Below are 24,447 nucleotides of genomic sequence, written 5' to 3' on the forward strand. Positions count from 1 at the left end.
AGCCCTGCGCAGCGCTATCACGCCGCTTCCTCGGCACGCTCAAAGGCCCTGCCCAGCGTGTAGACTTGCGCCAGGCAGGCGGATCACGCTGCCACTATCCATCGAAGGAACCGGCAATGAACGAACAAACATCGCGCCTGAATCGGGAACGGCGCTTTCTGGTACTGTTGGGCCTGATCTGCCTTTCGCTGATCGGTGGCGCCCTCTACATGCAGATAGTCCTGGGCGAGGCACCATGCCCGCTGTGCATCCTGCAACGTTATGCACTGTTGTTCATCGCCGTGTTCGCCTTCATCGCCGCGGCGATGCCCGGGCGCCGCAGCCTGACCTTCTTCGAGGCACTGGTGGTACTCAGCGCCATTGGCGGAATCGTTGCGGCCGGCAACCATGTGTATATACTCGCCAACCCCATGGTCAGTTGCGGTATCGACACCCTGCAGCCGATCGTGGACGACCTGCCGCTGGCCAAGCTCTGGCCGCTGGTGTTCCAGGTCGACGGCTTCTGCAGCACGCCGTACCCGCCGATCCTCGGTCTGTCGCTGGCGCAATGGGCGCTGGTGGCGTTCGTCCTGACGGTCGTCCTGGTTCCGCTCGGGATCTACCGCAACCGACGCCAGGCTTAGACAAAAGTCCCGAATGGCATGGGGTCTTTTACGCCGCATGAGAAGAGGGAAAATTCGCTCACCGCTTGATCCAGATCAACCCAGAGGCCTTGCAGAATGCGGCTTTGGGGCCTATCAAGCGGGGTGCGACAAACTGTCGCGAAGTTGAATTTTTGAGCAGTATTGTTGCAGATTCTGTAAAGGACTGTTGCTCAATAAGTCATAGTCAAGGGTTGGCGACCTATCTACAATCGCCCCCAATTTCCGTTCGGCACTGCTTGCAAGTCGCAGGATTGAAGGAAGCCCCAGCGCTCCTTTTTGCTGACTTCGTCAAGTTTCGCCCAACGGCGATACCGGGCGGACCCCCCTCCGCGTTTTCCCGCACCAAATGGACTTGGTCTGAAGTACAGGCCTGTTGCCTACGAAACCATAAGCACCGCTAACCCGCTTGACGCCAAGGTCCTGCAGTCGGACCCCGGGCAGGAGCGAGTACGGGCGCGAAATGCCGCACTTGGCAGGACGAAGTGTTGGCTACCAAAACACAAATTGCATTGAAGCAAGCTGATCTAGAGGTCGTGAGATGAGTAAAAAGCGTTACCCCAGACTGTTTGGCATATTGCCCTTTTTAGGCATGCTTTTACTCAGTGGGTGCAACTGGACCCTGCTCGACCCGAAAGGTCAGGTCGGCATTGAGCAAAAGAACCTGATCCTGATCGCTACCGGCCTGATGCTGCTGGTGGTGATTCCTGTCATTATCATGACCGTGGTTTTCGCCTGGAAGTACCGTGCTTCCAACAAGGCTGCCACCTACACCCCTGACTGGTCGCACTCGACCAAGATCGAAGCCGCGGTGTGGATCATCCCGATCCTGATCATCATCGCCCTGGGCTACTTCACCTACCACTCCACCCACAAGCTGGACCCGTACCGTCCGCTGGATTCCGATGTGAAGCCGGTGCAGATCGACGTGGTCGCGCTGGACTGGAAGTGGCTGTTCATCTACCCGGAGCAGGGCATTGCCACGGTCAACAAGATCGTCTTCCCGGCTAACACTCCGGTCAACTTCCGCGTCACTTCCGACGCCGTGATGAACTCGTTCTTCATCCCGGGCCTGGGCGGCCAGATCTACGCCATGGCCGGCATGACCACCAAGCTGCACCTGATCGCCAACGAAAACGGCGAGTTCGACGGTATCAGCGCCAACTACAGCGGTGCTGGCTTCACCGGCATGAAATTCAAGGCTACTGCCACCTCTCAGGAAGACTTCGACAAGTGGGTCGCCGAGGTCAAGCAGTCGCCGAAGAAGCTGGACAAGGCCGAATACGACGCCTTGGCCAAACCAAGCGAAAACAACCCAGTCGCGCTGTATAGCGAGGCTTCGCCAGACCAGTTCCAGCTGATCGTCGACAAGTACGAAGGCATGAACCGCGGTCGTCCGAGCCACGAAGAAGCAGGCAGCAAAGATCTGGCCACTACCAAGGGTGTGGAATCGAGTATGCAACCAGCTGCCGGTGCAGAGGAGTAAGAGATGTTCGGTAAACTAAGCCTGGAGGCGATACCCTATCACGAGCCGATAGTCATGGTGACGCTTGCCATGATCGCGCTCGGCGGTATCGCTGTCGTCGGTGCTATCACCTACTTCCGCAAGTGGACCTACTTGTGGAGCGAGTGGTTGACGACTGTCGACCACAAGAAAATCGGGGTGATGTACATCATCGTCGCGATGGTCATGCTGCTGCGCGGCTTTGCCGACGCCATCATGATGCGTACCCAGCTGGCTGCCGCTACCGGTGGCTCCGAAGGCTACCTGCCGCCTGAACACTATGACCAGATCTTCACCGCTCACGGTGTGATCATGATCATCTTCATGGCGATGCCGTTCTTCACCGGCCTGATGAACCTGGCGGTTCCTCTGCAGATCGGTGCACGTGACGTTGCCTTCCCGTTCCTGAACTCCCTGAGCTTCTACCTGCTGCTGGCAGGCGTGCTGCTGGTCAACATCTCGCTGGGCGTTGGTGAATTCGCCAAGACCGGCTGGGTTGCCTATCCGCCGCTCGCGGGCATTCAGTACAGCCCTGGGGTGGGTGTCGACTACTACATCTGGGCGCTACAGCTCTCAGGCTTGGGTACGACGCTTACCGGCGTGAACTTCCTCGTCACCGTGATGAAGATGCGCGCACCTGGCATGAAGCTGATGGACATGCCGATCTTCACCTGGACCTGCACCTGGGCCAACGTGCTGATCGTGGCTTCCTTCCCGATCCTGACCGCTGCACTCGCTCTGCTGACTGTTGACCGTTATCTGGACTTCCACATCTTCACCAACGAGCTTGGTGGGAACCCGATGATGTACGTCAACCTGTTCTGGGCGTGGGGTCACCCTGAGGTCTACATCCTGATCCTGCCGGCCTTCGGTGTGTTCTCGGAAGTTACCTCCACCTTCTCCGGCAAGCGTCTGTTCGGCCACCACTCGATGATCTACGCATCGGGCGCCATCGCCGTGCTGGGCTTCGCCGTATGGCTGCACCACTTCTTCACCATGGGTGCCGGCGCCAGCGTCAACACCTTCTTCGGCCTGGCGACGATGCTGATCTCCATTCCGACCGGTGTGAAGCTGTTCAACTGGCTGTTCACCATCTACCAGGGCCGTCTGCGCTTCACCGCGCCGATCATGTGGACCCTGGGCTTCATGATCACCTTCTCCATCGGTGGCATGACTGGCGTTCTGCTGGCTGTTCCAGGTGCTGACTTCGTGCTGCACAACAGCCTGTTCGTAATTGCTCACTTCCACAACGTGATCATCGGTGGTGCGGTATTCGGCTACATCGCCGGCTTCGCCTACTGGTTCCCGAAAGCCTTCGGTTTCACCCTGAACGAGAAGTGGGGCAAGGCTGCCTTCTGGTTCTGGATCTCGGGCTTCTACGTAGCGTTCATGCCGCTGTACGCCCTGGGCTTCATGGGCATGACCCGTCGTCTGAACCACTCCGACAACCCACTGTGGGAACCCTACCTGTACGTAGCCGTTGTCGGCGCCGTGCTGATCCTGTTCGGTATCGCCTGCCAGCTGATCCAGCTGTACGTATCGGTTCGCGACCGCAACCAGAACCTGGACGTGACCGGCGACCCATGGGGCGGCCGTACCCTGGAATGGTCGACTTCGTCGCCACCTCCGTTCTACAACTTCGCCCACATGCCTGAGAAGGTTGGCCTGGACGCCTGGCACGAAGCCAAGGAAGCCGGTGTCGCCTACAAGCCTGCGGCCAAGTACGAAGCGATCCACATGCCGAGCAACACCGCCACCGGTTTGTTCATGGGCCTGTTCCTGACCGTCTTCGGCTTCGCCTTCATCTGGCACATCTGGTGGCTGGTTGGCGCGAGCCTGGTTGCAACCATCGCTGTCTTCGTTCGCCACGCTGCGCGTGACGACCAGGGCTACATGGTTCCGGCCGAAGAAGTGGCGCGCATCGAAGGCGAGCGCATGAAAGCGCTGGCCAAAGCAGGTGCTCTGCCTGCCGGCGCACGTGTCGAATCGTTTGAGCGGGTGTAATCAATGTCCAGTCAAGTAATGCACGGTGCTGCTCATGGTCACGACCATGGGCATGACGACCACCACCACGACTCGGGCCAGATGACCGTACTCGGTTTCTGGCTGTACCTGATGACCGACTGCATCCTGTTTGCGTCGCTCTTCGCCACCTACGCGGTGCTGTCCGGCAGTTTTGCCGGCGGCCCGTCGGGTCATGACATCTTCCAGCTCGATTTCGTAGCTGTTGAAACGCTGTTCCTGCTGCTGTCCTCGATCACCTTCGGCTTCGCCATGCTGAAGATGTTCGATGGCAAGAAAGCTGGCGTACTGGGCTGGTTGGCTGTGACCTTCCTGTTCGGTGCAGGCTTCATCGCGATGGAAATCTACGAATTCCATCACCTGATCGCCGAAGGCTTCGGCCCGCAGCGCAGTGGCTTCCTGTCGGGCTTCTTCGCCCTGGTAGGTACCCACGGTCTGCACGTGACCGCCGGCCTGATCTGGATGGCAATCATGATGTACCAGATCAACAAGCACGGCATCACGCCGACCGCCAAGACCCGCATGAGCTGCCTGAGCCTGTTCTGGCACTTCCTGGACGTGGTCTGGATCTGCGTATTCACCGTCGTCTACCTGCTGGGAGTTCTGTAATGGCTAACGCACACGACACTCATCACGAAGGTAACCACGGCAGCGTCAAGTCGTACATGATCGGCTTCATCCTGTCGATCATCCTGACTGCGATCCCGTTCGGCCTGGCCATGTCGCCAAGCCTGCCGAAGAACCTGACCGTTCTGATCATTGTTGCCATGGCCGTGATCCAGGTAGTAGTGCACCTCGTGTACTTCCTGCACATGGACCGCTCGAAAGAGCAACGCAACAACGTTTCGACGTTCCTGTTCACCACCCTGGTGATCGCTCTGCTTGTCGGCCTGTCGCTGTGGATCATGTTCAGCATCCACTTCGAAATGTTGGCCAAGTGAGGTAAGACTGCATGTCCGTTAAGCACTTTATCCAAATCACCAAACCGGGGATCATTTTCGGTAACGTGCTTTCCGTGGCAGGCGGTTTCTTCCTTGCCTCGAAGGGCCATGTGGATTTCGCCCTGTTCCTGGCGGTGGTGATCGGTACTTCGCTGGTGGTTGCGTCCGGATGCGTGTTCAACAACTGCATCGACCGTGACATCGACCACAAGATGGAGCGCACCAAGAACCGCGTCATGGTCCAGGGCGGCATGTCGCTGCCCCTCGCGCTGATCTACGCCACCCTGCTCGGGGTGGCGGGTTTCAGCCTGCTGTATGTCCAGGCCAACCCGCTGTCGGCGTTCTGTGCGCTGATCGGCTTCATCGTCTACGTCGGTTTCTACAGCCTGTGGCTGAAGCGTAAATCGGTGCACGGCACCTTGGTCGGCAGCCTGTCTGGTGCCATGCCTCCGGTGATCGGCTATTGCGCCGTGAGCAACAGCTTCGACCTGGCTGCGGTTACCCTGCTGGTGATGTTCAGCCTGTGGCAGATGCCGCACAGCTTCGCCATCGCGATCTTCCGCTTCAAGGATTACAGCGCTGCCAACATTCCGGTCCTGCCGGTGGCACGTGGCATCCTCGCGGCGAAGAAGCAGATCGTGCTGTACGTGCTGGCCTTCGTGCTCGCGACCCTGATGCTTACCCTCGGCGGTTACGCCGGCCTCGGCTACCTGGCCGTGGCAGCAGCCATGGGCCTGTACTGGCTGTACATGGCCTGGGGTGGCTACAAGGCCGAGGACGACAGCAAGTGGGCCCGCAAGGTGTTCGGCTTCTCCATCCTCACCGTCACTGCCCTGAGCGTGATGATGGGTGTGGACAGCCAGACCGCTGCGGACGTGCTGATGACATACGCACGCTGATACTGCTGCCTGTTTCACGAAAACCCCGGCCACTGTGCCGGGGTTTTTTTATGGGTGTTTTCCTGGATTTCGAGCGTAGCGCGCTCACTGTGGGAGCGGGTTTACCCGCGAAGAGGTCGAACCTGAAAACATAAAATTCATATTTTCAAAAAATACATCTGAAAAAATATAACAAAACAGGAAATTGTCCTTTACAGACATCCTGTATCGGCACTATCTTCTGATTCAGGCCGCTACATCGGCCAGCGTCGCTCGGACGGTTCCGGGCGCTTACGTACTCAGAGGAAACCATGGCCAACCCAGGTTCGCCGCGCCGCTTTGCGCGCATCGATCGTCTCCCCCCTTACGTCTTCAACATCACTGCCGAGCTCAAGATGGCTGCCCGCCGCCGTGGCGAGGACATCATCGACCTGAGCATGGGCAACCCCGATGGCGCAACCCCGCCGCACATCGTCGAGAAGCTGGTGCAGGTCGCCCAGCGTGAGGACACCCACGGCTACTCCACCTCCCGCGGCATCCCGCGCCTGCGTCGGGCCATCTCCAACTGGTACAAGGAACGCTACGAGGTCGACATCGACCCGGAAAGCGAAGCCATCGTCACCATCGGCTCGAAGGAAGGCCTGGCACACCTGATGCTGGCCACCCTCGACCAGGGCGACACGGTGCTGGTGCCCAACCCCAGCTACCCGATCCATATCTACGGGGCGGTGATTGCCGGTGCCCAGGTGCGTTCGGTGCCGCTAGTGCCGGGTGTGGACTTCTTCAACGAACTCGAGCGGGCCATCCGCGAGTCGATCCCCAAGCCGAAGATGATGATCCTCGGCTTCCCGTCCAACCCCACCGCCCAGTGCGTGGAGCTGGACTTCTTCGAACGCGTGGTGGCTTTGGCCAAGCAGTACAACGTGCTGGTGGTGCATGACCTGGCCTACGCCGACATCGTCTACGACGGCTGGAAAGCCCCGTCGATCATGCAGGTGCCGGGGGCCAAGGACATCGCGGTGGAGTTCTTCACCCTGTCCAAGAGCTACAACATGGCCGGCTGGCGGATCGGTTTCATGGTCGGCAACCCCGAGTTGGTCAGTGCCCTGGCGCGGATCAAGAGCTACCACGACTACGGCACCTTCACCCCGCTGCAGGTGGCTGCCATCGCAGCACTGGAAGGCGACCAGCAGTGCGTGCGCGACATCGCCGAGCAGTACCGCCAGCGCCGCAACCTGCTGGTCAAAGGGCTGCACGAGCTGGGCTGGATGGTCGAGAACCCCAAGGCCTCGATGTACGTGTGGGCGAAGATCCCGCCGGAGTACGCGCACCTGGGCTCGCTGGAGTTTTCCAAGAAGCTGCTGGCCGAGGCCAAGGTATGCGTGTCGCCGGGGATCGGCTTTGGTGATTATGGTGATGACCATGTGCGCTTTGCCCTGATCGAGAACCAGGACCGTATTCGCCAGGCGATTCGCGGGATCCGGCAGATGTTCCGGGCTGATGGGGTGGCCCGCAAATAAGCTGTTGGGGCCGCTTTGCGGCCCATCGCGACACAAGGCCGCTCCTACAGGGACCGCGCAGTTTTCGAATCCTGCGCGGTCCCTGTAGGAGCGGCCTTGTGTCGCGATGGGCTGCAAAGCAGCCCCGACTGACTCAAGGGCGAACTTTCCGCCTGCACTCCACCGAACTGCCTACCTATTTTTCTGCACTCATTTCTCACCACAGAGACCCACAAATGAGTGTCTTCACCGCCTATTTCTGCGGCACCGGTTCCCACCGCTTCGACGACGCCAACCCCAACTTCTGGAATGGCGAGCTGGTCTCGACCCTGGCCAGCAATGACCAGGGCCGCGAATTTGCCCACTGGATCGCCGTTGACGGCCCCGGCAGCGGCAACCTCCAGGACGACAACCTGTTCGTCGAGCCCGGCGGCTACTTCAACTGGACCGGCCAGTTGTTCGGCCGCGGGTGGGAAGAGAACGTCAACCATGTGCTGCAGTTGATCAAGGGTGAAAGCAGCTGGCAGCGCACCAAGCTGAGCGAGGAGGAGTACGAGCGCCTCAAGAATGCTGGCGTACCCGTTCCGGATGTTTCTTCCACAGCCTCCTGGTTCTGGCGCACCTACGACTACGGCGAGCGCCATCCAACACCGCAGGAGTTGCAGGAGCGCATCATCAGCTTGTTCCGCAAGCCGCGCTTGCCGACCCAGGTGAACCTTGTGGGCTGGAGCAGGGGAGGCATCAGTTGCCACATGCTGGCCAACGCCATGGCGCAGGACCCTGTATTACGGCATATACCCGTCAATATCTTCGTCATCGACCCGGTGCCAGGCATCGGCAACCTGCAAAGCCAGCGGGTAACCCTGGCGGGCAATGTCCGCGAGTACGTGGGTTTCTATTCGCGGGACGAACGATCGAAAGGTTTCGCCTGTGTGATCCCCTCGGTCGAACCGGATACGCGGATGTGCATCTACCCCATGCCAGGCCGGCATGCCACGCTGGTGGGCAACGCCTCCGTCGACGGTGCGGGTGACGGCAAGGTACTGGCGGAGCCGGGGTTGATCGTTCGCCATTTTGCCGAGGTCTGCCTGACCCGCTGGGGTGTGCAACTGGACAAGCGCCTGTCCCTGAGTGACCGCCAGTTGATGCGATATCACATGGTCATGGCCGCTGCCGAAGGGCGTTACAAGGCCATGCGTAGCGAGTCGTATACCGTACTTACCGAGGGCGAAGATGACGACCGCTTGGTGTATTGCGGCGAGGCCTGCATTCCCTTCAGCAAGGTGTGTGGTGATGGCTATGAGCCGACCGAGGGCCTTGGCCAGCAGCGCTGGGATGTCACCACCTACAAGGCATTACGCTAAATTGAACGGGCGGCCGGGGAAGACGTTGGTCGCCTGTGTTCAATTGCCGGATCAGCGGCAAATATTTTTGCATTCCCCCTCTATCCAGCCGCCCCGGCTTGGATTGAAAATGGCGCCGCGGGCCAGCCCCGATAACAACAACCTTCCCTTCGTGCCATCATGTCCGAATACAACCCTTGCCTTGACTGCGGCGCCTGCTGCGGGTACTTCCGTGTGTCCTTTTTCTGGGGCGAATGCCAGTCTGCCGGGGGCCTTGTACCGGACGACCTGGTGGTACAGATCAACCCCACCCGTGTTGCCATGATCGGCACCGATGCCAAACCCTGCCGCTGCATCAGCCTGCAGGGGGAGATCGGCCAGGAGGTGGCGTGCACCATCTACGCCAACCGTTCCAGCCCCTGCCGCGAGTTCGAGGCGTCGTGGGAGGGTGGGGTGCATAACCCCAGCTGCGACGATGCGCGGGCGGCGTATGGCCTGCCACCGCTGACCCCGCCCGGGGCCAACGAGCCGCATTGGCCGGATGATGGGGCTGAGGTGGCCTGATCGTATTTCGTTAGCCTGTACCGGCCCTTTCGCGGGTGAACCCGCTCCCACAGGTATCACCGTACCCTGTAGGAGCGGGTTTACCCGCGAAAGGGCCATCAGCTGTAAGAAGATTCTGAGCTTGCAACCAAATGCTTCAGGTTGCCAGGGATTAGGAATTATCCTACGGCCTCAGTCGGATGCCGTCTGATAGGCAAGTAGCTACCTCAGAGATAACGTTTCGGCGTCGTCACAATTGGCGATCGGGTGTGAGAAGCCCGGTGTTTCGAGATGGCTTGCCAGTTATGGCAGCCGTGCGCGTGCAGACTTCGGTCTGGCCGGTGCCTCGGACACTGGTCTTCTCACCTCGCGTACGGCTGCCACCTTATCTGTGAGAAGGATGCGAGTGGTTGCCTCTGAAAATATTTCCGAGATGACTATGAAAAAACTTGTACCTGATCCACCCATTACTGACCTTACTTACCAAGCCGCGAAGTCCCAGGCTACCCAGGTCATGGACATTCTCTCCAACACCATCCTCCAATACCTCGACGCAGAAGCCCCGGACCTGCGTTCCACTCTTCTCGAAAACATGTCGACGCAAACTGCCCTGTTGCACGCCTTGTTAGCCCACATAAAGGCGCAGGAGGCCCAGGCATGAGCGACCACCTCAAATCCCGCACCACCGTAGGTGCGGAGAAATTCCTTGAGCTGTACCGGATAGAGCCGGGTGTACCGCTTGATCTGGCATTCGATGAATTGTCGGTGCTGATCGGCTGTATCAAGCATTTGAACGAAGAGGCCGAGATGGAGGGCGACAAGATCGCCGGCAGCGCGGCACGTATTCTCAGTGCCATGGCCAAGGCGTTGGTCAATGACATGGAACTGGGATTGAATCGGGGCGCCTGAACGATTTTTGGGGCCGCTTTGCGGCCCATCGACGCGGTTCGTCGCCACGACAAGCCAGCTCCCACAAGGTCTCCACAGGCCTCATGCGCAGTGATTAACCGTGGGAGCGGCCTTGTGTCGCGAAAGGGCTGCAAAGCAGCCCCGGGATGCTTGAACCGATCGCTTGACGTTAAACTGTCATCTCCTCAGCAATGGACAGGAGATCCGGCGTGACCCCACCCCGCAGTTTCCCCAGTGACCTCTGCCTCGACAGCCCGCGTCTGCAATTGCGCCCCATGCGCCATGCCGATGCCGCGCAATGGCTGGCGATCATGGCCGACCCCGAGGTCATGCGCTACTGGCACCATGCACCTTGGCAAAACCTGGCCGAAGCCGAAAGCGCCCTGGCCGCCGACCGCGAAGCCTATGCCAATGGCGACCAGCTCAAGCTTGGCATGTACCGCCGTGACAACGGCGAACTGATCGGCATGGTCCAGCTGTTCAACATCGACGATGTATCCCGCCGTGGTGAAATCGGCTACTGCCTCGCCAGCGCGGTGCAGGGCAGGGGCTACATGGACGAAGCATTGACCTGCTTCATCGACTACCTCGCCCACACCCTGCACATGCGCCGCCTGGAAGGCGAGATCGACCCGCGCAACCAAGGTTCGGCACGCACTCTGGAGCGCCAGGGCTTCGTACTGGAAGGCACATTGCGTGCGCGTTGGTGCGTTGCCGGCGAGTTGTCCGATTCGGGTATTTATGGCCTTCTGCTAGAGCCCCCGGTTGCCTAGGAAGTAAATCTTTTGCCCGTTTTCTACCTGAGTTTCAGCCTGCTGCTGTATCTGCTCGCACTGTTCTTCGATGGCGCGCTGATGAGTGGCGACCGCCACATGCCGGCCCTGCAGATGCTGTTGTATGGGCCCTGGGGCATGCCCTTCGGTCTGTACCAGTGGTTTGCCAACCCGTTGCTGGCCCTGGCGGTCCTTGCTCATCGACGCTTTCGCCGGCTGGCATTGCTGGTCGGGCTGGTGGCTGTGTATCTGGCGGCCAGCAGCTTTGGAATTGACCGCCTGCCGGACAATCAGAGCTATGAATTTCATGAGCTGGCCGGTTTCGGTGCCGGTTTCTACCTGTGGCTGGCGGCGATGGTGGTGTTTTGTGTGGGCCAGGCCTGGCATTGCTGGAGGGCACGTAGCGCCGACGACATGCCGGGCTGGAGCTGGCTGGATGTGGTGTTGATCGCGGCGCTTGGCGTGGCGTTGTATGCGGCAACGCAGATGCCGTCGCTGCGCTTCGAACCGGGCAAGGTACTGATGCCGCCGGAACAGCCACAGACGCTGTGATACCCACAAGCAGGGTTTATGACCAAGTATTTGGCTTGCCTACCGCGATGACAATTGCGGGTTCCATGTGCAGACCAGTGGCGGGACCATGGCGCAGCTGGAAGGTGGGACCTGTGTGATGGACATGACCCGCGACCGCGCGGCGGAGGTGGAGCGGGTGCTCAGCCCTGGGCAGTGAGGTTGTCTGTACTGGCCTCTTCGCGGGTAAACCCGCTCCCACAGGTATTTCGCAGGCTTTGGGATCACGCTGTACCTGTGGGAGCGGGTTTACCCGCGAACACCGGCAACGCCGGTGCCATCCACCGCGCTTCTACTTGCGCGGTTCGCGCAGCGCCCGGGCCTTGAGGTACTCGCGCACTTCCACCGCATCCCCGGCAAACTCGATACGCTCTGCTTTCGCTGCACGCTGGTAGGCATACATCGGGTCGTAATACTCGCTCAGCAAGCTTTCGATGAAGACCCGGTGCAACTCCACCGAACCACTGCGCTGCTGCTCGTCCAGCGCCTGGCGCAGGATTTCCGACAGCCGTTGATGGCGCTCGCCGCCGAGGCGCTTGTGAATCCTGCCCATGCTCTGCAGAAGCGTCTCGGCAAACAGTCGAAGGCCATCTTCTTCACCATGCAGGCTGACGAACTCGGCGCTCAGGTCGATCACGTAGTCGCGCAGGATACGCTCCACGCGGTTGGCCAAACTGTCTTCCAGCCACACCAGCGGGTATTGCTGCATGCCCTGGTACAACTCCAGCGGTACGGTGCAGCTGCCCACGATTCGGCCTTCGTCTTCCAGCACGAACTGCTCGATACCCCGGGCGCGTTTTTTCAACACGTCTATGGCCAGCCTGTTCTCGAAGTCGATCTGCGCTGGCTGTGCAGTGGCGCGCTTGCCAAAGCTGGAACCGCGATGGTTGGCGTAGCCCTCCAGGTCCAGCTCGTTGTCCAGCAGGTGCAGCACGTCGGTCTTGCCGGTGCCGGTCAGGCCGCCCACGAGCACGAAATCACATTGCGCGACCGCCTGTTGGGTAGTCTCCAGCAGGAAGTGGCGCATGGCCTTGTAGCCGCCCTCGACGAGGGGGTAGTCGATGCCCTTCTCATCGCGCAGCACTTTCTGCACAAGATGCGAGCGCAGGCCGCCACGGAAGCAGTACAGGTAGCCTTCCGGGTGATCCTCGGCGAACTTTGCCCAGGCCTCCAGACGTGCCTGTTTGATCTCACCGCTGACCAGCTTGTGGCCCAGAACGATGGCTTCAGCCTGGCCTTTCTGCTTGTAGCAGGTGCCGACCTTTTGCCGCTCCTGGTCATTCATCAGCGGCAAGTTTACGGCACCGGGGAAGGCGCCCTTGGCAAATTCGACAGGTGCACGCATGTCCATCATCGGCACATCGTCGAGGAACAACTGGCGGAAGTCGGTGCAGTCGGGGCGCATCAGATCACCTCGACCGCGTGGCTCTGTCGCTCGACCAGCTTGCCGATCGGCGCCAGCTGCAGGCCCAGTTCGGCGGCCACCGCCAGGAACTCGGCTTCACCTTCCGGGGTAACCGCCACCAGAAGGCCACCGCTGGTCTGCGGGTCGCACAGCAGGTGCTTCTGGTCGTCGCTCAGGGCGCCGATCTTGTGGCCGTAGCTGTCGAAGTTGCGCAGGGTACCGCCGGGGATGCAGCCCTCGGCCAGGTAGTGGTCGACGCTGGGCAGGCGCGGGACGGCGGCATAGTCCAGGTGTGCGGTAAGGCCACTGCCTTCGGCCAGTTCCACCAGGTGGCCGAGCAGGCCGAAACCGGTGACGTCGGTCATGGCCTTGACCCCGTCAAGCTTGCCGAAGCGGCTGCCGGGCGTGTTGAGGGTGCACATCCAGTCGCGGGCCAGGCCCTGATCCTGGGTGCGCAGCTTGGCCTTTTTCTCGGCGGTGGTGAGGATGCCGATACCCAGCGGCTTGGTGAGGTACAGGTGGCAGCCTGCGCTGGCGGTGTCGTTGCGCTTGAGGTGACGCTTGCTGACCACGCCGGTGACGGCCAGGCCGAAGATCGGCTCGGGCGCGTCGATGGAGTGGCCACCGGCCAGCGGGATGCCGGCTTCGGCGCACACCGCTCGGCCACCGCGGATCACTTCGCGGGCCACTTCCGGCGGCAGCACGTTGACCGGCCAGCCGAGGATGGCAATGGCCATCAGCGGGTCGCCGCCCATGGCGTAGATGTCGCTGATGGCGTTGGTGGCGGCGATGCGGCCGAAGTCATACGGGTCATCGACGATCGGCATGAAGAAGTCGGTGGTCGAGACCACGCCGCGCTCGTCATCCAGCGCGTACACGGCAGCGTCGTCGCGCGAGGCGTTGCCCACCCACAGTTTCGGGTCCAGGGCCTGGGCGCCGCTTTCAGCGAGGATCACATCCAGCACCTTGGGGGATATCTTGCAGCCACAGCCGGCACCATGGCTGTACTGGGTCAGGCGAATCGGCTCGCTCATGTGCACCTCAGGAGGTCAATTTGATGCGCGATTGTAGCAAAGCTGGCCTTTGCGCCTGCGCCTCTTATAATTCCCGTCGTCGGCGCATAAGCCGGCCTTTCCCCGCTATTGAACCGGAGAACACCCATGCTCAAACGCCCTTTGGCGCTCGCCGCCGGCCTCGTGCTGTCTTGCTGTGCCGTTGTCGCCCAGGCTGCCGACACCCTGCGGGTCAGCGCCATCCCTGACGAAGCACCGACTGAACTGCAGCGCAAGTTCAAGCCTTTGGGCGAGTACCTGGCCAAGCAGCTGGGCATGGAGGTGAAGTTCGTGCCGGTGTCTGATTACCCGGCGGTAGTCGAATCGTTGGCTTCCAACCGCCTGGACCTGGCCTGGTTGGGGGGCTTCACTTTCGTGCAGGTGCACCTGAAGGACCCTGCCGCCACGCCGCTGGTTCAGCGTGAACAGGATGCGCAGTTCACTTCCAAGTTCATCACCGCCAACCCTGATGTGAAGAGCCTGGCCGACCTCAAGGGCAAGTCGTTTGCCTTCGGTTCCATCTCGTCTACCTCGGGCAGCCTGATGCCGCGTTACTTCATGCTCAAGCAGGACAACATCAAGCCTGAAGACTACTTCGGCCGCGTCGCCTACTCCGGCGCCCACGATGCCACCGTGGCCTGGGTGCAGGCCGGCAAGGTCGATGGCGGCGTGCTCAACGCCAGCGTGTGGCAGAAGCTGGTGGATGCCGGCAAGGTCGATACCGCCAAGGTGAAGGTGTTCGCCACCACCCCGACCTACTTCGACTACAACTGGACCGTGCGCGGCAACATGGACCCGGCGCTGAAAGAGAAGATCAAGAAAGCCTTCCTCGGCCTCGACCCGGCCAACCCGGAGCACAAGGCGATCCTCGACCTGCAGGCCGCCAGCCGCTTCATCGAGACCAAACCTGAGAACTACGTGGGCACCGAACAGGCTGCACGCGAGGCCGGCCTGCTCAAGTGACATCGACAGTGGCTTCCAACGTGGCTATTCATCTGCACGGGGCCGGGCTGCGCCATGGCCAGGTGCGTGCGCTTGATGCCGTGAGCCTGAGCATCGGCCAGGGTGAGCGCGTCGCCATCATCGGGCCTTCGGGGGCGGGCAAGTCCAGCTTGCTGCACCTGATGGCGACTGCCGTCCAGCCCAGCAGCGGGCGCCTGGAGCTGCTCGGCGAACAGCCCTGGGCGCTGTCCGCCAGGGCCCGCCAGCGCCTGCGTGCGCGGGTAGGCCTGGTGCACCAGGCACCGCCCTTGCCACCGCGCCAGCGGGTGGTGACGGCGGTGCTGGCCGGCCGCCTGGGGCAGTGGGGTGTGCTGCGCGGCCTGTTCAACCTGCTGTACCCCAGTGATGTGCCGGGGGCGCGCCAAGCCCTGGCCGAGCTGGGCCTGGCCGACAAACTGTTCGTGCAGTGCGGGCAATTGTCCGGTGGCCAGTTGCAGCGGGTAGGTATTGCCCGGGCGTTGTACCAGCGGCCGCAGGTGTTGCTGACTGACGAGCCGGTGTCGGCCATGGACCCGGTGCTGGCCGACCACAGCCTGGCCTTGCTAAACCGCCACGCCCAGGCCAATGGTGTGACCCTGGTGGCGAGCCTGCACGCCGTGGACCTGGCGCTGGCGCACTTCCCGCGGGTGATTGGTATCCGCGAAGGGCAGGTGGCGTTCGACTGCCCGGCGCAAGCGGTGACCGAGCAGTTGCTGGATGCGCTGTACGCCAACGAACAACTGGCTTCACCGCCAAGCCAGGGGCCGACCCTGACCGTGCAGATTCCGCGATGCTGAAGCTTGATGCCCGCGACCCGGCGCTGCTGCCGCGGTTGCTGCTGACCCTGCTGGCGGTGGCGGTGCTATGGCCTGGTATCCGGTTGAGCGAACTGAACCCCGGGGTGCTGCTGCAGGCAGAGAATCGCCAGCAGATCGCCAGTTTCACCAGTGCCTTCTGGCCACCGGCACACGATGCCGACTTCCTTTCGCTGCTGTATGAAGCCACCCTGCAGACCCTGGCCGTGGCCACGGCCGGCATGGCGTTGGCGTTGCTGCTGGCGGTCCCTGCCGGGTTGCTGGCCAGCCGTGCCCTGTCGCTGCGCGCAGCCTCCCGTGGCGGTCGCGCCGGGTTATGGTCGCGGTTGCTGCGCCTGCCGGTGCGCTGGTTGCTGATTTTCCTGCGCAGTGTGCCGGAAATCGTCTGGGCGTTGCTGTTCGTGCGGGCCGTGGGGCTGGGGCCGACGGCGGGCGTACTGGCCATTGCCATCACCTACAGTGGCATGCTCGGCAAGGTCTATGCCGAGATCTTCGAGTCGGTCGACCAGCGCCCGGCGCATGCCTTGCTGCAGGCGGGTAGTGGCCGCCTGGCTGCGTTTTTCTACGGCATCCTGCCCAGTGCGGTGTCCGAAGTGGTGTCCTACACCGTGTACCGCTGGGAGTGCGCTGTACGTGCCTCGGTGGTGATGGGCTTTGTCGGTGCTGGTGGGCTGGGGCAGCAGATCGACCTGTCGATGCGCATGTTCGCTGGAGCGGAAGTGGCAAGCATGCTGCTGACGTTCCTGGTCCTGGTGATGCTGGCCGACCTGCTCAGCCGCTTCCTGCGTTGGAGGCTGGCATGAACCGGGTCATCAATTGGCTGGTGTTAGGCGCCATCGTGGCTGCGGTGATGGCATCGTTCACATACCTGGAGCTGGACTTGCAGGCGCTGGTCGGCAACGGCGGGCTGGGGCAGATGGGCGAATATGCCGGGCGTTTCCTGCCCCCGGACCTGTCTGCCGGGCACCTGCGCGCGGTTGCGCACGGGGCGCTGGAAACCCTGGCCATGTCGGGCTTGGGCACCTTGTTGGCCATGCTGCTGGGCATGCTGTTGGCGCTGCCGGCCGCTGGCCGGTTCGGTTGGCCGCTGCAGGCCTGTGCGCGGTTGTTGCTGAATGCCCTGCGGGCCATCCCGGAACTGGTGTGGGCCGCACTGACGGTGCTGGCGGCCGGGCTTGGGCCGAACGCCGGTACCCTGGCGTTGGCGCTGCACACCGCTGGCGTGCTGGGGCGGCTGTTTGCCGAGGCGCTGGAGAACGCACCGCCGGAGCCGGCGGCGGCCATCCGCTTGCAGGGCGGTAGCCAGGTGGCGGCATTCTGCTTTGGCACCTTGCCCAATCTGTGGCCGCAGTTGCTGGCTTATAGCCTGTATCGGTGGGAGAACAATATCCGCATGGCCAGCGTGCTGGGGTTTGTCGGTGCAGGTGGATTGGGGCAGATGCTGTACACCACCTTGAGCCTGTTCCAGGAGGCCCAGGCCAGCACGGTGATCATGGGGATGCTGGTGCTGGTGTTACTGGTGGATGCGTTGAGTGATGTGTTGCGCCAGCGTTATGTGCGGGCCTGATGGATAGCTGGGGCCGCGTTGCGGCCCTTTCGCCGGCAAGCCAGCTCCCACAGGTACGGTGCAAGGTCACAGGATTCCACGGCCCCTGTGGGAGCTGGCTTGCCGGCGATAGGGCCGTTGAGGTCTGGCACTAAGCCAACTCCCCACACTGCGCCTCCCGCTGCATCGACTCCAGGTTCCGCTCGATCGTCTCGCAAATGCTGTCCATCTGGATCTGGTGTTCACTGAATCTGAACGGGCTCTGCAAATCCGTCCCGATCCGCTCGATGGCCAGCAGCATGAAGCCCACCACCGTCGAAGCCAGCGGCGTGAACCAGCCCAGCGATTCCACCAGCCCCACCGGTACGATCAGGCAGAACAGGGTGATGAACAGCCGCGGAAAGTACACGTAAGGGTAGGGCAGCGGCGTATTGGCGATCCGTTCCATGCCACCTTGGGCATTGGACAGGTCCACCAGCGTCGACTCCAGCCTTGCCAGGCGAATGCTGTCCAGCCGCCCGGCCTGGTATTCTCGCGCCAGCAACGCCGCCGAACCACTCAGGATGTCGTTGGCGAAATTGTTCGAACGGTTGCGCCGCTCGAATTCCGCTGGCGGTATGAATGCCATCAGTTCATCCGGGCAGCGCTCACCCTTCAAGTGTGCCGCCAGGCAGTTCACATAGGCGATATGCCGACGCAGCAAGGTAGCCTTTATCGGGTTCAGGCCATCATCCGGGTCATCGATCAGGGTCAGCGCCTGCCGCGCGAAGCTGCGTGAACTGTTCACCAACGCCCCCCACAATGTGCGCGCCTCCCACCAGCGGTTGTAGGCGCTGCTGTTGCGAAAGCTCACCAGCACCACCAGCGCCGAGCCCAGCAAGGTCAACGGGATCAGTGGCAGGGTGAACTTGCTGTTGAAGAACAGCATGAAATCGATGGTGACCAGCACATCCCAGATCAGCAGCCAGAACAGCGACCAGCCGATGTAGCCGACGGTCTTCACGACCAGGCGGTACTTGCGGGTGATGATGTCTTTCACGCGGGGGTACCTCGAAACGCGGGTGATGCAGGATCGGACGTCGAGGCGCGGCGAAGGTTCGGGTGTTGAATGTTGCAGGTTTTTTATGACCGTGAAGAGAAAAGTCTGACCCCGCTATGGGAAATGCCTGAGTTCCCATATAAGGGGTAAGGCGACAGAGTGGGCCGCTTCAACACTTGAATGGGTGTGAAATGAGCGAAAAGTTGATCCCGTTTGATATGGCGGCCTTGTTGAGTAGTGATGAGGCCATCACTGAGTACCTTAGTCAGGTCCTCGCAGATGGCGATACCGAGGAAATAATTCGGGCACTTGGCCATATCGCTCGCGCACGGGGAATAACGCAGATCGCCACCGAGAGTGGGTTGGGAAGGGAAAGTCTGTACAAGGCACTCAGTCCAGGCGCAAAACCACGCTTTGACACTGTGCTGAAAGTCATTCGTGCCTTGGGTGTCGACCTCCTCGTTCAGCCCCATGTAGTTCCCCGCTAGCAGAACAGGGATTTCGGAGGGCTGAACGGGGCGGTTGGTCAGCTTCATGGCAGGTCATTCCTGCGCTGGCAACGGGGCGCGGTCGGAGCGGCCGAGGCCATTGCCTCCAGTACTTTGCGAGGCCGTGAGCCAGAGGGGCTGGTCGTCTGGATGCTACTCCACCGGGTCACTCACCGGCTTGGCAAAGATGGCCTTGAGTTCGCTGGTCATCGGGAACTCCAGGTTCAAGCCTTTAGGCGGAATCGGCTGTTCGAACCAGCGCTGGTAGATCCCGTTGATTTCCCCTGAGCTGTACAGCTCGCCCAGCGACGCGTTCACCAGCGCGAGGAACTGCGGGTCATCCTTGCGCACCATGCAGCTGTAGATTTCCCGCGACTGCTCTTCCCCGACCACCACCCAGTTGTGCGGATCGCGAGCCTTGGCGCGTTCGCCGTAAAGCAGCGCATCGTCCATGTAGAACGCCGCCGCCCGACCGGACTGCAACATCTGGAAGGCCTCACCGTGGTCCTTGGCGCTGATCACGTACATGTCCATCTTGTTATCGACGTTGTAGCTTTTCAGATAGCGTTCGTTGGTGGTGCCGGCGGTGGTCACCACATTCTTGCCGCGCAGGTCGGCGAAACTCTTGATCCCGCTGTCTTTGGCCGTCAGCAACTGGCCTTTGACATAGATGAACCCATAGGAAAACGCCACCTGTTTCTGGCGCTCTGCGGTGACGCCGGTCGAGCCGCACTCCAGATCAACGGTACCGTTCTGCACCAGCGGAATGCGGGTTTGCGATGTCACCAGGTTGTATTTCACCTTGAGCTGGGGCAATGCCAGCTTCTGCTGTACCCGCTCGACGATCTTGTTCGCCAGGTCTACCGAGTAGCCCATGGGTTGCCCCGAATGGTCGCCCACATAGGAGAACGGTACTGAAGCATCGCGATAGCCCAAGGTAATGCTGTTGGCTCTGGCAATCTTGCTCAGGGTAGGCCCCAGCGCTGCTTCGTCAGCATGGGCCTGGGTGCCTAGCAACAGGCCAAGGGTGCAGCCGATCAACGTGATTTTTCGCATTGTTATTCTCCGTTGTAGGTGAGGGGATCAGAGACATGCTGCAGTACGGTTATTTCCACCAGCCACATGGGCGGTGAAACCCTGCAGGTCGATGGAGGGGCGGCGCTGGCCGATCAGTTCACTCAGCAGACGTGCGCTGGCGCAGGCCAGGGTAAAGCCCAGCGCACCATGGCCGAGGTTCAGCCACAGGTTGCGATACGCCGTTGCGCCCAGCAGCGGCACGCCGCTAGGCGTGGCCGGACGCATGCCGGCCCATTCGATGGCGTAGTCGTAATTACCGGCATTGGCGAAGGTCTCGCGGGCCTGGCGCTTGAGCAAGGCCAGGCGCTTGGGGTCCAGAGACGGATCGAAACCGACAATGTCGACCATCGCCGCCACGCGCAACTGTTCACCTATCCGGGCGTAGACGATCTTGCGGTCGTAGTCGGTGATGCTCAGGTCCGGCGCCCGGTGCTGGGCGCCGATCGGTACTGTCAGGCTATAACCCTTCAGCGGATACAGCGGCAGGTCGATGCCCGGCAGTGCCAGCAACGCACTGCGATGGCCGGCCGCAACCACCAGGTGCTCCACCGGCAGCACTTCGTCGTCCAGTTCAATCGCATTCACCACGCCATGCGCATGGCGAATTCCGGACACCGCCTGGCCCAGGCGGAACTTGCAGCGTCCCGACGCCTGCAAGCGCGCCGCCAGTTGCTGGCAAAAGCTGTGGCAATCGCCGACTTCTTCATCCGGGGTATAGATGGCGCCGACAAAGGGCGCCTCTGCCAGCGCTGGGTCCAGACGGGCACAGTCGGTTTGCGACAGCACCTGTTGTTGCTGGGGTGCGGCAAGGTTCTTGCGCGCATGCTCGAAGCTGCTGGCCTTGCGGAAGGTGACCAGCTTGCCGTTGCGTCGCCAGTTGAAACCACCCAGGCCGTCCTCCTCACGCCAGGCTTGCAAGGTCGACTGGCTCATCAGCGCGAGGCGCAGCAGATGGCCGGCGTTGGCGCGGTTGACCGAGGAGCGGCAAGCACCCAGGAATGCTGCCATCCAGCGCCACTGCGCACGATCGAAGCGCGGGCGCAATCGCAGCGGCGATTCACCGCGCAGCATCCAGCCAAGTGCCTGCAATGGCACACCGGCGTCGGCCAGGGGCGCCACGTAGCGGTAGGACAGCTGGCCGCCGTTGGCGAAGCTGGTTTCACTGCCCAACGAATCGCGAGCCTCGATCAGCGTCACGTCAAAGCCGTCGCGTACCAGTGCATAAGCGGTTGACAGGCCAATGACGCCACCGCCGATGATGCATACATGCTGAGCCATGTCAGTCCTTGTTCTTTGTTGGAACGAGGCTGAGGTTAGGGCCAGGTGACAGGTGGCGAAAAATGAATAAAGATCGCTGAGCCATAAACAAAGGTTATGGACTTGCCATGCGCCTTCGCCATATCGAGATTTTCCAGGCCATCCGCCAGACCGGCTCGGTCAGCGGTGCCGCACAGTTGCTGCACGTTTCCCAACCTGCCGTGACCAAGGTGCTACAGCACGCCGAGCAGCAACTGGGCTTCCCGTTGTTCCTGCGGGTGCGCGGCAAGCTGCAGCCCACGCCCGAAGCGCTGGAACTGGAGCGTGAGGTCGACAAGGTCACGGAGAGCCTGCAAGGGGTGCGACGCCTTGCGCAAAGCCTGCGTCGCGCGCCAGGCCACAGCCTGCGGATCGGTGCGACCCCGGCACTGGCCCTGTCGCTGCTGCCGCCGGCCATTCATGAATGGACCCAGCGTTATCCGGATATCGCCTGCGAGTTGTCCAGCGCCCACAGTCGCGAACTGGTGCAGAACCTGTTGATGCGGGAGATCGATGTCGCCCTGACCTTGCAACAGCCAGATCACCCTGCGCTCAAGGCTCAGGCGCTGGCCAGCGGAGTTTTGGTGGCATTGGCACCGGCAGGTTATTGGCCGCTGGAAGATGAAGGCAAGCCGCTGCCGTTGGCGGCACTGGCCGGTGCGCCCATGATCGGGCTGTCCAGCGCCGACCCGCTGTCGGTGCGCCTCGAAAGCTACCTCAAGGCGGTGGAGCCGCCGCCACGGGTGAGCATCGCGGTGCAAACCTATTCACTGGCCAGGGCGATGGTCGAATCCGGTGCTGGGCTGGCGGTGATCGATCCCTTCACCGCACTTGGCGCGGCGCCTGGGGCGACCGCGATCAGGCCGCTGGCCCCGGCGCTGCCGATTACCTTGTATGCGGTGACCCGCACTGCCGAACCGTCACCGCATACATTGAGCGAGCTGCTGACGACTTTCAGCAGCCGTGCCCAGGGGCAGCTGGATCGCTGGCGCTGATTGCAGATATGCCCGGAAAGCGCATCAATGTCAGCCCGGACCCTCATGGAACTGCACATAACTAATTGAGTTAGCAGGGACACCGTGGGAGCGGGCGTGCCCGCGAACACGGGTTTCATCACAGTGGATGATTCGACTGTCTAACAGGCTTTCGCGCATCAGATTCAGCAGCGGCTGAAAGTGCTCGCTGCATTGAATCGCCCAGCGTGCCAGGGTTTGGCGCGGGATATCGATACCGTGGCGCCCCAACACTTTTTCGAAGTGATGAAGCGGTAGGCCGTCTACGTATTTGGTGGTGAGCAGCATGGCCAGCACACTCGGGCTAGCCATGCTCTTCTCGATCACCTAGGCAGGCTTGTCCGCCGTTACGGGCGCTGACTCGCAGTCGCGGCAGCCATAAACCTTGCGAACATGTTTGATGACGCGAATCTGCATCGGGACGATTTCGACCAGCGCAGCCAGGCCATCGATGGACTTTCGGAAGTCGACGGGCTTGGGGTAGAGGTACACTTTTTTGACTTTGGCGTCGGGTCGCATCATGGTCGGCGAACTCCAGAAAGAAATCGGGAGCACAGCATCGGGGATCAGGTAAGCGCTTTGAATGTGGGGTTCATGGAGCGCTTACGTTACATCAGCTGTTTCATCTGCACCAATGCCACCCGCGTGCCATCCCACGCCTGCCGTTCCTCGATGCCGAACGGCACGAAGCCCAGCTGTGGATAAAGCAGCAAGCCTGCGGTGTTGTGATTGAAGCACGACACCCAGACCTCCCGGGCGGCGTAGTGCTGGCGAGCGAGTCCGATCATGGCAGTTACCAGGTAGCGCGCCACGCCATGGCCACGGGCGCTGGGGGCCACGACCACGTTGCCCAGGGCGCACACGCCGCCGTGTTCGGCCTTGTAGAAGTTGGCGAAGGCCATGATGGCGCCGTTGCCTTCCACCACCGTGGAGCCGCTGCGCTGGGCGATGGCGTCGGTCAACTGGGCGGGGGTGAGGGGATGGGTGGCTTTGGGAAACATGTAGAACAGCTCGTCCGGGCTCTGCGGGAAGGTGCAGATGACGGGGATGTCGCTGGGCTGGACGGGGCGGTGGGTCAGGTGCATGGCAGGTCCTTTTGCGCTGGTTGAACTGGCCTCTTCGCGGGTAAACCCGCTCCTACAGGGATGGTGCAAGCTTTTGGATATTGTGCAAGGCAGTTGCTCCTCACAAGGTGGTATGGGCAAGGATGTTCCCACCGGCGGAGCCGCAACGATATCTTCGATTTCAATGCCCTCACAGAAACGGGGCTGACCAGCGACCCCCGCCGATTGGACGGATGCAGTGCATCCCTCCGTGGTCCTGTGCAGGCGATGGATGGCGTAGATCGGGCGTGTTGCCGCAGCTCTCAGTCGCCTGTGGAAAGCCCATGCTTGTGTGCGTAGGCGTAGAGATCCACGCGGTTCGTCAGGCCCAGCTTGCTGTAAATCGATGTCAAATGGTTGCGCAGCGTGTGCTCGCTGATGTGCAGCTTCTCGGCCACCAACTTGCCAGGGGCAGAGGGGTCTTTGGCCAACGATGCAATGGTTTGCTGTTCGCGGCGCGTCAGCTTGGCGATTTTGTGTTGCTCCGGATCAAAATCGCGCTCGGTTTTCTTGCGCGCCAGTTCAAGGAAGATACGGCTGGTCGCGTTGCGGTCAATCCACAGTTCGCCTTCATGCACTTTTTCTATGGCTTTGAGCAATATTGAGGCCGATGCCGATTCCCGTTTATCCACCACGCCACGTGCGCCCGCCAGCACTGCACTGTCATGCAGTGCCGAGTCACTCGACCCTGTCACTACCAGAATTCTGGCTTTGGTCCGGCTGTGCAGGTCGGCCAGCGACTCGATACCGTCCTCGCTGTCCAGGTCCAATACCACCACATCCGGTGCGTATTGGTGCAGCGAAAGCAGGTATTGCGCCACCGACGCTGTCGAACCCGCCAGCGCCAACCTCGGTTGAGCGCTTTCGACCAGACGCTCGAGGCCCCAGGCTACGAGCGGTAGAGCGACTAACAGGACCTGAATTGGCATGCGGCTCGCTGCCTCTTTAAGCGGGTTGTGTTAGCTGATCAGGATAGCAATCGTTGCTGCCTGTCGCCTTTTTCCATAAC

Annotated in this window: 26 protein-coding genes and 2 pseudogenes; 20 read left to right on the forward strand and 8 right to left on the reverse strand. The window is 61.4% G+C overall.

The genetic code is table 11. The annotated features are described in order from the left end of the window. The first annotated feature begins 116 nt into the window (after positions 1–116). From CAG46_RS13760 to CAG46_RS13830, 14 genes and pseudogenes are all read left to right on the forward strand, one after another. Positions 117–623, forward strand: coding sequence for a disulfide bond formation protein B (locus CAG46_RS13760; protein ID WP_085617429.1), 507 nt, complete (start codon positions 117–119; stop codon positions 621–623). 559 nt (positions 624–1,182) lie between these two features. After that, on the forward strand, positions 1,183–2,127 hold the full coding sequence (gene cyoA, locus CAG46_RS13770) for a ubiquinol oxidase subunit II (RefSeq protein WP_015268993.1): 945 nt from the start codon (positions 1,183–1,185) through the stop codon (positions 2,125–2,127). A 3-nt stretch (positions 2,128–2,130) separates the two neighbouring features. After that, a complete protein-coding gene (gene cyoB / locus CAG46_RS13775; protein ID WP_025337744.1) occupies positions 2,131–4,149 on the forward strand; it encodes a cytochrome o ubiquinol oxidase subunit I in 2,019 nt (672 codons plus the stop codon). Between the two features lie 3 nt (positions 4,150–4,152). Next, the gene (gene cyoC / locus CAG46_RS13780) at positions 4,153–4,776 is read left to right on the forward strand and encodes a cytochrome o ubiquinol oxidase subunit III (protein WP_025337745.1); all 624 of its coding nucleotides are present in this window, start codon (positions 4,153–4,155) and stop codon (positions 4,774–4,776) included. Continuing rightward, positions 4,776–5,108, forward strand: coding sequence for a cytochrome o ubiquinol oxidase subunit IV (gene cyoD, locus CAG46_RS13785; RefSeq protein WP_003259128.1), 333 nt, complete (start codon positions 4,776–4,778; stop codon positions 5,106–5,108). Before cyoC ends, cyoD begins: the two co-directional genes overlap by 1 nt. A gap of 11 nt (positions 5,109–5,119) precedes the next feature. Then, complete coding sequence (gene cyoE / locus CAG46_RS13790) at positions 5,120–6,007, forward strand: heme o synthase (RefSeq protein WP_025337747.1); 888 nt, start codon at positions 5,120–5,122, stop codon at positions 6,005–6,007. A gap of 290 nt (positions 6,008–6,297) precedes the next feature. Then, entirely contained in the window at positions 6,298–7,506 is a 1,209-nt protein-coding gene (gene alaC, locus CAG46_RS13795) for an alanine transaminase (protein WP_025337748.1), read from the forward strand. Positions 7,507–7,721: 215 nt separating this feature from the next. Further along, positions 7,722–8,849: a hypothetical protein gene (locus tag CAG46_RS13800; RefSeq protein WP_085617431.1), complete on the forward strand. Its 1,128-nt coding sequence runs from the start codon at positions 7,722–7,724 to the stop codon at positions 8,847–8,849. A gap of 159 nt (positions 8,850–9,008) precedes the next feature. Next, positions 9,009–9,392 (forward strand): YkgJ family cysteine cluster protein, encoded by a 384-nt coding sequence (locus tag CAG46_RS13805; protein WP_003259127.1) that lies wholly within the window; start codon positions 9,009–9,011, stop codon positions 9,390–9,392. 385 nt (positions 9,393–9,777) lie between these two features. Further along, entirely contained in the window at positions 9,778–10,032 is a 255-nt protein-coding gene (locus CAG46_RS13810; RefSeq protein ID WP_085617433.1) for a hypothetical protein, read from the forward strand. Beyond that, complete coding sequence (locus tag CAG46_RS13815; protein WP_085617435.1) at positions 10,029–10,280, forward strand: DUF3077 domain-containing protein; 252 nt, start codon at positions 10,029–10,031, stop codon at positions 10,278–10,280. The genes CAG46_RS13810 and CAG46_RS13815 overlap by 4 nt, the downstream gene beginning before the upstream one ends. A gap of 209 nt (positions 10,281–10,489) precedes the next feature. Next, entirely contained in the window at positions 10,490–11,053 is a 564-nt protein-coding gene (locus CAG46_RS13820; protein WP_008093840.1) for a GNAT family N-acetyltransferase, read from the forward strand. A gap of 12 nt (positions 11,054–11,065) precedes the next feature. Next, a complete protein-coding gene (locus CAG46_RS13825) occupies positions 11,066–11,605 on the forward strand; it encodes a hypothetical protein (protein WP_085617437.1) in 540 nt (179 codons plus the stop codon). Positions 11,606–11,636: 31 nt separating this feature from the next. After that, positions 11,637–11,783: pseudogene (locus CAG46_RS13830) on the forward strand (lysozyme inhibitor LprI family protein); the annotation flags it as partial. A gap of 132 nt (positions 11,784–11,915) precedes the next feature. On the opposite strand, the gene mnmH reads toward CAG46_RS13830, so the two are convergent. After that, positions 11,916–13,028 (reverse strand): tRNA 2-selenouridine(34) synthase MnmH, encoded by a 1,113-nt coding sequence (gene mnmH, locus CAG46_RS13835; protein WP_085617439.1) that lies wholly within the window; start codon positions 13,026–13,028, stop codon positions 11,916–11,918. Beyond that, the gene (gene selD / locus CAG46_RS13840) at positions 13,028–14,062 is read right to left on the reverse strand and encodes a selenide, water dikinase SelD (protein ID WP_085617441.1); all 1,035 of its coding nucleotides are present in this window, start codon (positions 14,060–14,062) and stop codon (positions 13,028–13,030) included. The genes mnmH and selD overlap by 1 nt, the downstream gene beginning before the upstream one ends. A 126-nt stretch (positions 14,063–14,188) precedes the next feature. Between selD and CAG46_RS13845 the strand changes: the two genes are divergently transcribed. From CAG46_RS13845 to phnE, 4 genes are read left to right on the forward strand one after another with little or no spacing between them, the layout of a single operon-like run. Then, positions 14,189–15,043: a putative selenate ABC transporter substrate-binding protein gene (locus CAG46_RS13845; RefSeq protein ID WP_085617443.1), complete on the forward strand. Its 855-nt coding sequence runs from the start codon at positions 14,189–14,191 to the stop codon at positions 15,041–15,043. 20 nt (positions 15,044–15,063) lie between these two features. Continuing rightward, complete coding sequence (locus CAG46_RS13850) at positions 15,064–15,858, forward strand: phosphonate ABC transporter ATP-binding protein (RefSeq protein ID WP_085617465.1); 795 nt, start codon at positions 15,064–15,066, stop codon at positions 15,856–15,858. Next, complete coding sequence (locus CAG46_RS13855) at positions 15,852–16,679, forward strand: ABC transporter permease (RefSeq protein WP_075043819.1); 828 nt, start codon at positions 15,852–15,854, stop codon at positions 16,677–16,679. The genes CAG46_RS13850 and CAG46_RS13855 overlap by 7 nt, the downstream gene beginning before the upstream one ends. Then, positions 16,676–17,443 carry a phosphonate ABC transporter, permease protein PhnE gene (phnE, locus tag CAG46_RS13860; RefSeq protein WP_085617445.1) on the forward strand — a complete coding sequence of 256 codons (768 nt, stop codon included), beginning with the start codon at positions 16,676–16,678 and terminating at the stop codon, positions 17,441–17,443. The genes CAG46_RS13855 and phnE overlap by 4 nt, the downstream gene beginning before the upstream one ends. A gap of 130 nt (positions 17,444–17,573) precedes the next feature. Here the strand turns inward: phnE and CAG46_RS13865 are convergent, their stop codons facing one another. Continuing rightward, positions 17,574–18,461, reverse strand: a complete 888-nt coding sequence (locus CAG46_RS13865) for a bestrophin family protein (protein WP_075043821.1) — start codon at positions 18,459–18,461, stop codon at positions 17,574–17,576. Between the two features lie 191 nt (positions 18,462–18,652). Between CAG46_RS13865 and CAG46_RS13870 the strand changes: the two genes are divergently transcribed. Then, positions 18,653–18,949, forward strand: a complete 297-nt coding sequence (locus tag CAG46_RS13870; protein ID WP_085617447.1) for an addiction module antidote protein — start codon at positions 18,653–18,655, stop codon at positions 18,947–18,949. A 153-nt stretch (positions 18,950–19,102) separates the two neighbouring features. Here the strand turns inward: CAG46_RS13870 and CAG46_RS13875 are convergent, their stop codons facing one another. Together CAG46_RS13875 and CAG46_RS13880 are read right to left on the reverse strand one after the other, a co-directional pair. Beyond that, positions 19,103–20,005, reverse strand: coding sequence for a transporter substrate-binding domain-containing protein (locus CAG46_RS13875; RefSeq protein ID WP_085617449.1), 903 nt, complete (start codon positions 20,003–20,005; stop codon positions 19,103–19,105). Positions 20,006–20,032: 27 nt separating this feature from the next. Next, a complete protein-coding gene (locus CAG46_RS13880) occupies positions 20,033–21,304 on the reverse strand; it encodes a D-amino acid dehydrogenase (RefSeq protein ID WP_085617451.1) in 1,272 nt (423 codons plus the stop codon). Positions 21,305–21,411: 107 nt separating this feature from the next. On the opposite strand from CAG46_RS13880, the gene CAG46_RS13885 reads away from it, so the two are divergent. Further along, complete coding sequence (locus CAG46_RS13885; protein ID WP_085617453.1) at positions 21,412–22,317, forward strand: LysR family transcriptional regulator; 906 nt, start codon at positions 21,412–21,414, stop codon at positions 22,315–22,317. Between the two features lie 102 nt (positions 22,318–22,419). Here CAG46_RS13885 and CAG46_RS28985 read toward each other — a convergent pair. From CAG46_RS28985 to CAG46_RS13900, 3 genes and pseudogenes are all read right to left on the reverse strand, one after another. Continuing rightward, positions 22,420–22,767 (reverse strand): annotated as a pseudogene (locus tag CAG46_RS28985) (transposase); the annotation flags it as partial. A gap of 176 nt (positions 22,768–22,943) precedes the next feature. After that, complete coding sequence (locus CAG46_RS13895; protein ID WP_085617455.1) at positions 22,944–23,420, reverse strand: GNAT family N-acetyltransferase; 477 nt, start codon at positions 23,418–23,420, stop codon at positions 22,944–22,946. Between the two features lie 281 nt (positions 23,421–23,701). Further along, positions 23,702–24,367: a response regulator transcription factor gene (locus tag CAG46_RS13900; RefSeq protein ID WP_085617457.1), complete on the reverse strand. Its 666-nt coding sequence runs from the start codon at positions 24,365–24,367 to the stop codon at positions 23,702–23,704. Positions 24,368–24,447: the final 80 nt, after the last annotated feature.

The sequence above is a fragment of the Pseudomonas sp. B23(2017) genome (assembly GCF_002113725.1).
Taxonomy (GTDB): domain Bacteria; phylum Pseudomonadota; class Gammaproteobacteria; order Pseudomonadales; family Pseudomonadaceae; genus Aquipseudomonas; species Aquipseudomonas putida_Z.

What these genes read in the sequence shown, in the direction of transcription:
- CAG46_RS13760 (WP_085617429.1), top strand. Translation starts at nt 117, where the DNA reads ATGAACGAACAAACATCGCGCCTGAATCGGGAACGGCGCTTTCTGGTA.
- cyoA (WP_015268993.1), top strand. Translation starts at nt 1,183, where the DNA reads ATGAGTAAAAAGCGTTACCCCAGACTGTTTGGCATATTGCCCTTTTTA.
- cyoB (WP_025337744.1), top strand. Translation starts at nt 2,131, where the DNA reads ATGTTCGGTAAACTAAGCCTGGAGGCGATACCCTATCACGAGCCGATA.
- cyoC (WP_025337745.1), top strand. Translation starts at nt 4,153, where the DNA reads ATGTCCAGTCAAGTAATGCACGGTGCTGCTCATGGTCACGACCATGGG.
- cyoD (WP_003259128.1), top strand. Translation starts at nt 4,776, where the DNA reads ATGGCTAACGCACACGACACTCATCACGAAGGTAACCACGGCAGCGTC.
- cyoE (WP_025337747.1), top strand. Translation starts at nt 5,120, where the DNA reads ATGTCCGTTAAGCACTTTATCCAAATCACCAAACCGGGGATCATTTTC.
- alaC (WP_025337748.1), top strand. Translation starts at nt 6,298, where the DNA reads ATGGCCAACCCAGGTTCGCCGCGCCGCTTTGCGCGCATCGATCGTCTC.
- CAG46_RS13800 (WP_085617431.1), top strand. Translation starts at nt 7,722, where the DNA reads ATGAGTGTCTTCACCGCCTATTTCTGCGGCACCGGTTCCCACCGCTTC.
- CAG46_RS13805 (WP_003259127.1), top strand. Translation starts at nt 9,009, where the DNA reads ATGTCCGAATACAACCCTTGCCTTGACTGCGGCGCCTGCTGCGGGTAC.
- CAG46_RS13815 (WP_085617435.1), top strand. Translation starts at nt 10,029, where the DNA reads ATGAGCGACCACCTCAAATCCCGCACCACCGTAGGTGCGGAGAAATTC.
- mnmH (WP_085617439.1), bottom strand. Translation starts at nt 13,028, where the DNA reads ATGCGCCCCGACTGCACCGACTTCCGCCAGTTGTTCCTCGACGATGTG.
- selD (WP_085617441.1), bottom strand. Translation starts at nt 14,062, where the DNA reads ATGAGCGAGCCGATTCGCCTGACCCAGTACAGCCATGGTGCCGGCTGT.
- CAG46_RS13845 (WP_085617443.1), top strand. Translation starts at nt 14,189, where the DNA reads ATGCTCAAACGCCCTTTGGCGCTCGCCGCCGGCCTCGTGCTGTCTTGC.
- CAG46_RS13855 (WP_075043819.1), top strand. Translation starts at nt 15,852, where the DNA reads ATGCTGAAGCTTGATGCCCGCGACCCGGCGCTGCTGCCGCGGTTGCTG.
- phnE (WP_085617445.1), top strand. Translation starts at nt 16,676, where the DNA reads ATGAACCGGGTCATCAATTGGCTGGTGTTAGGCGCCATCGTGGCTGCG.
- CAG46_RS13870 (WP_085617447.1), top strand. Translation starts at nt 18,653, where the DNA reads ATGAGCGAAAAGTTGATCCCGTTTGATATGGCGGCCTTGTTGAGTAGT.
- CAG46_RS13875 (WP_085617449.1), bottom strand. Translation starts at nt 20,005, where the DNA reads ATGCGAAAAATCACGTTGATCGGCTGCACCCTTGGCCTGTTGCTAGGC.
- CAG46_RS13880 (WP_085617451.1), bottom strand. Translation starts at nt 21,304, where the DNA reads ATGGCTCAGCATGTATGCATCATCGGCGGTGGCGTCATTGGCCTGTCA.
- CAG46_RS13885 (WP_085617453.1), top strand. Translation starts at nt 21,412, where the DNA reads ATGCGCCTTCGCCATATCGAGATTTTCCAGGCCATCCGCCAGACCGGC.
- CAG46_RS13895 (WP_085617455.1), bottom strand. Translation starts at nt 23,420, where the DNA reads ATGCACCTGACCCACCGCCCCGTCCAGCCCAGCGACATCCCCGTCATC.
- CAG46_RS13900 (WP_085617457.1), bottom strand. Translation starts at nt 24,367, where the DNA reads ATGCCAATTCAGGTCCTGTTAGTCGCTCTACCGCTCGTAGCCTGGGGC.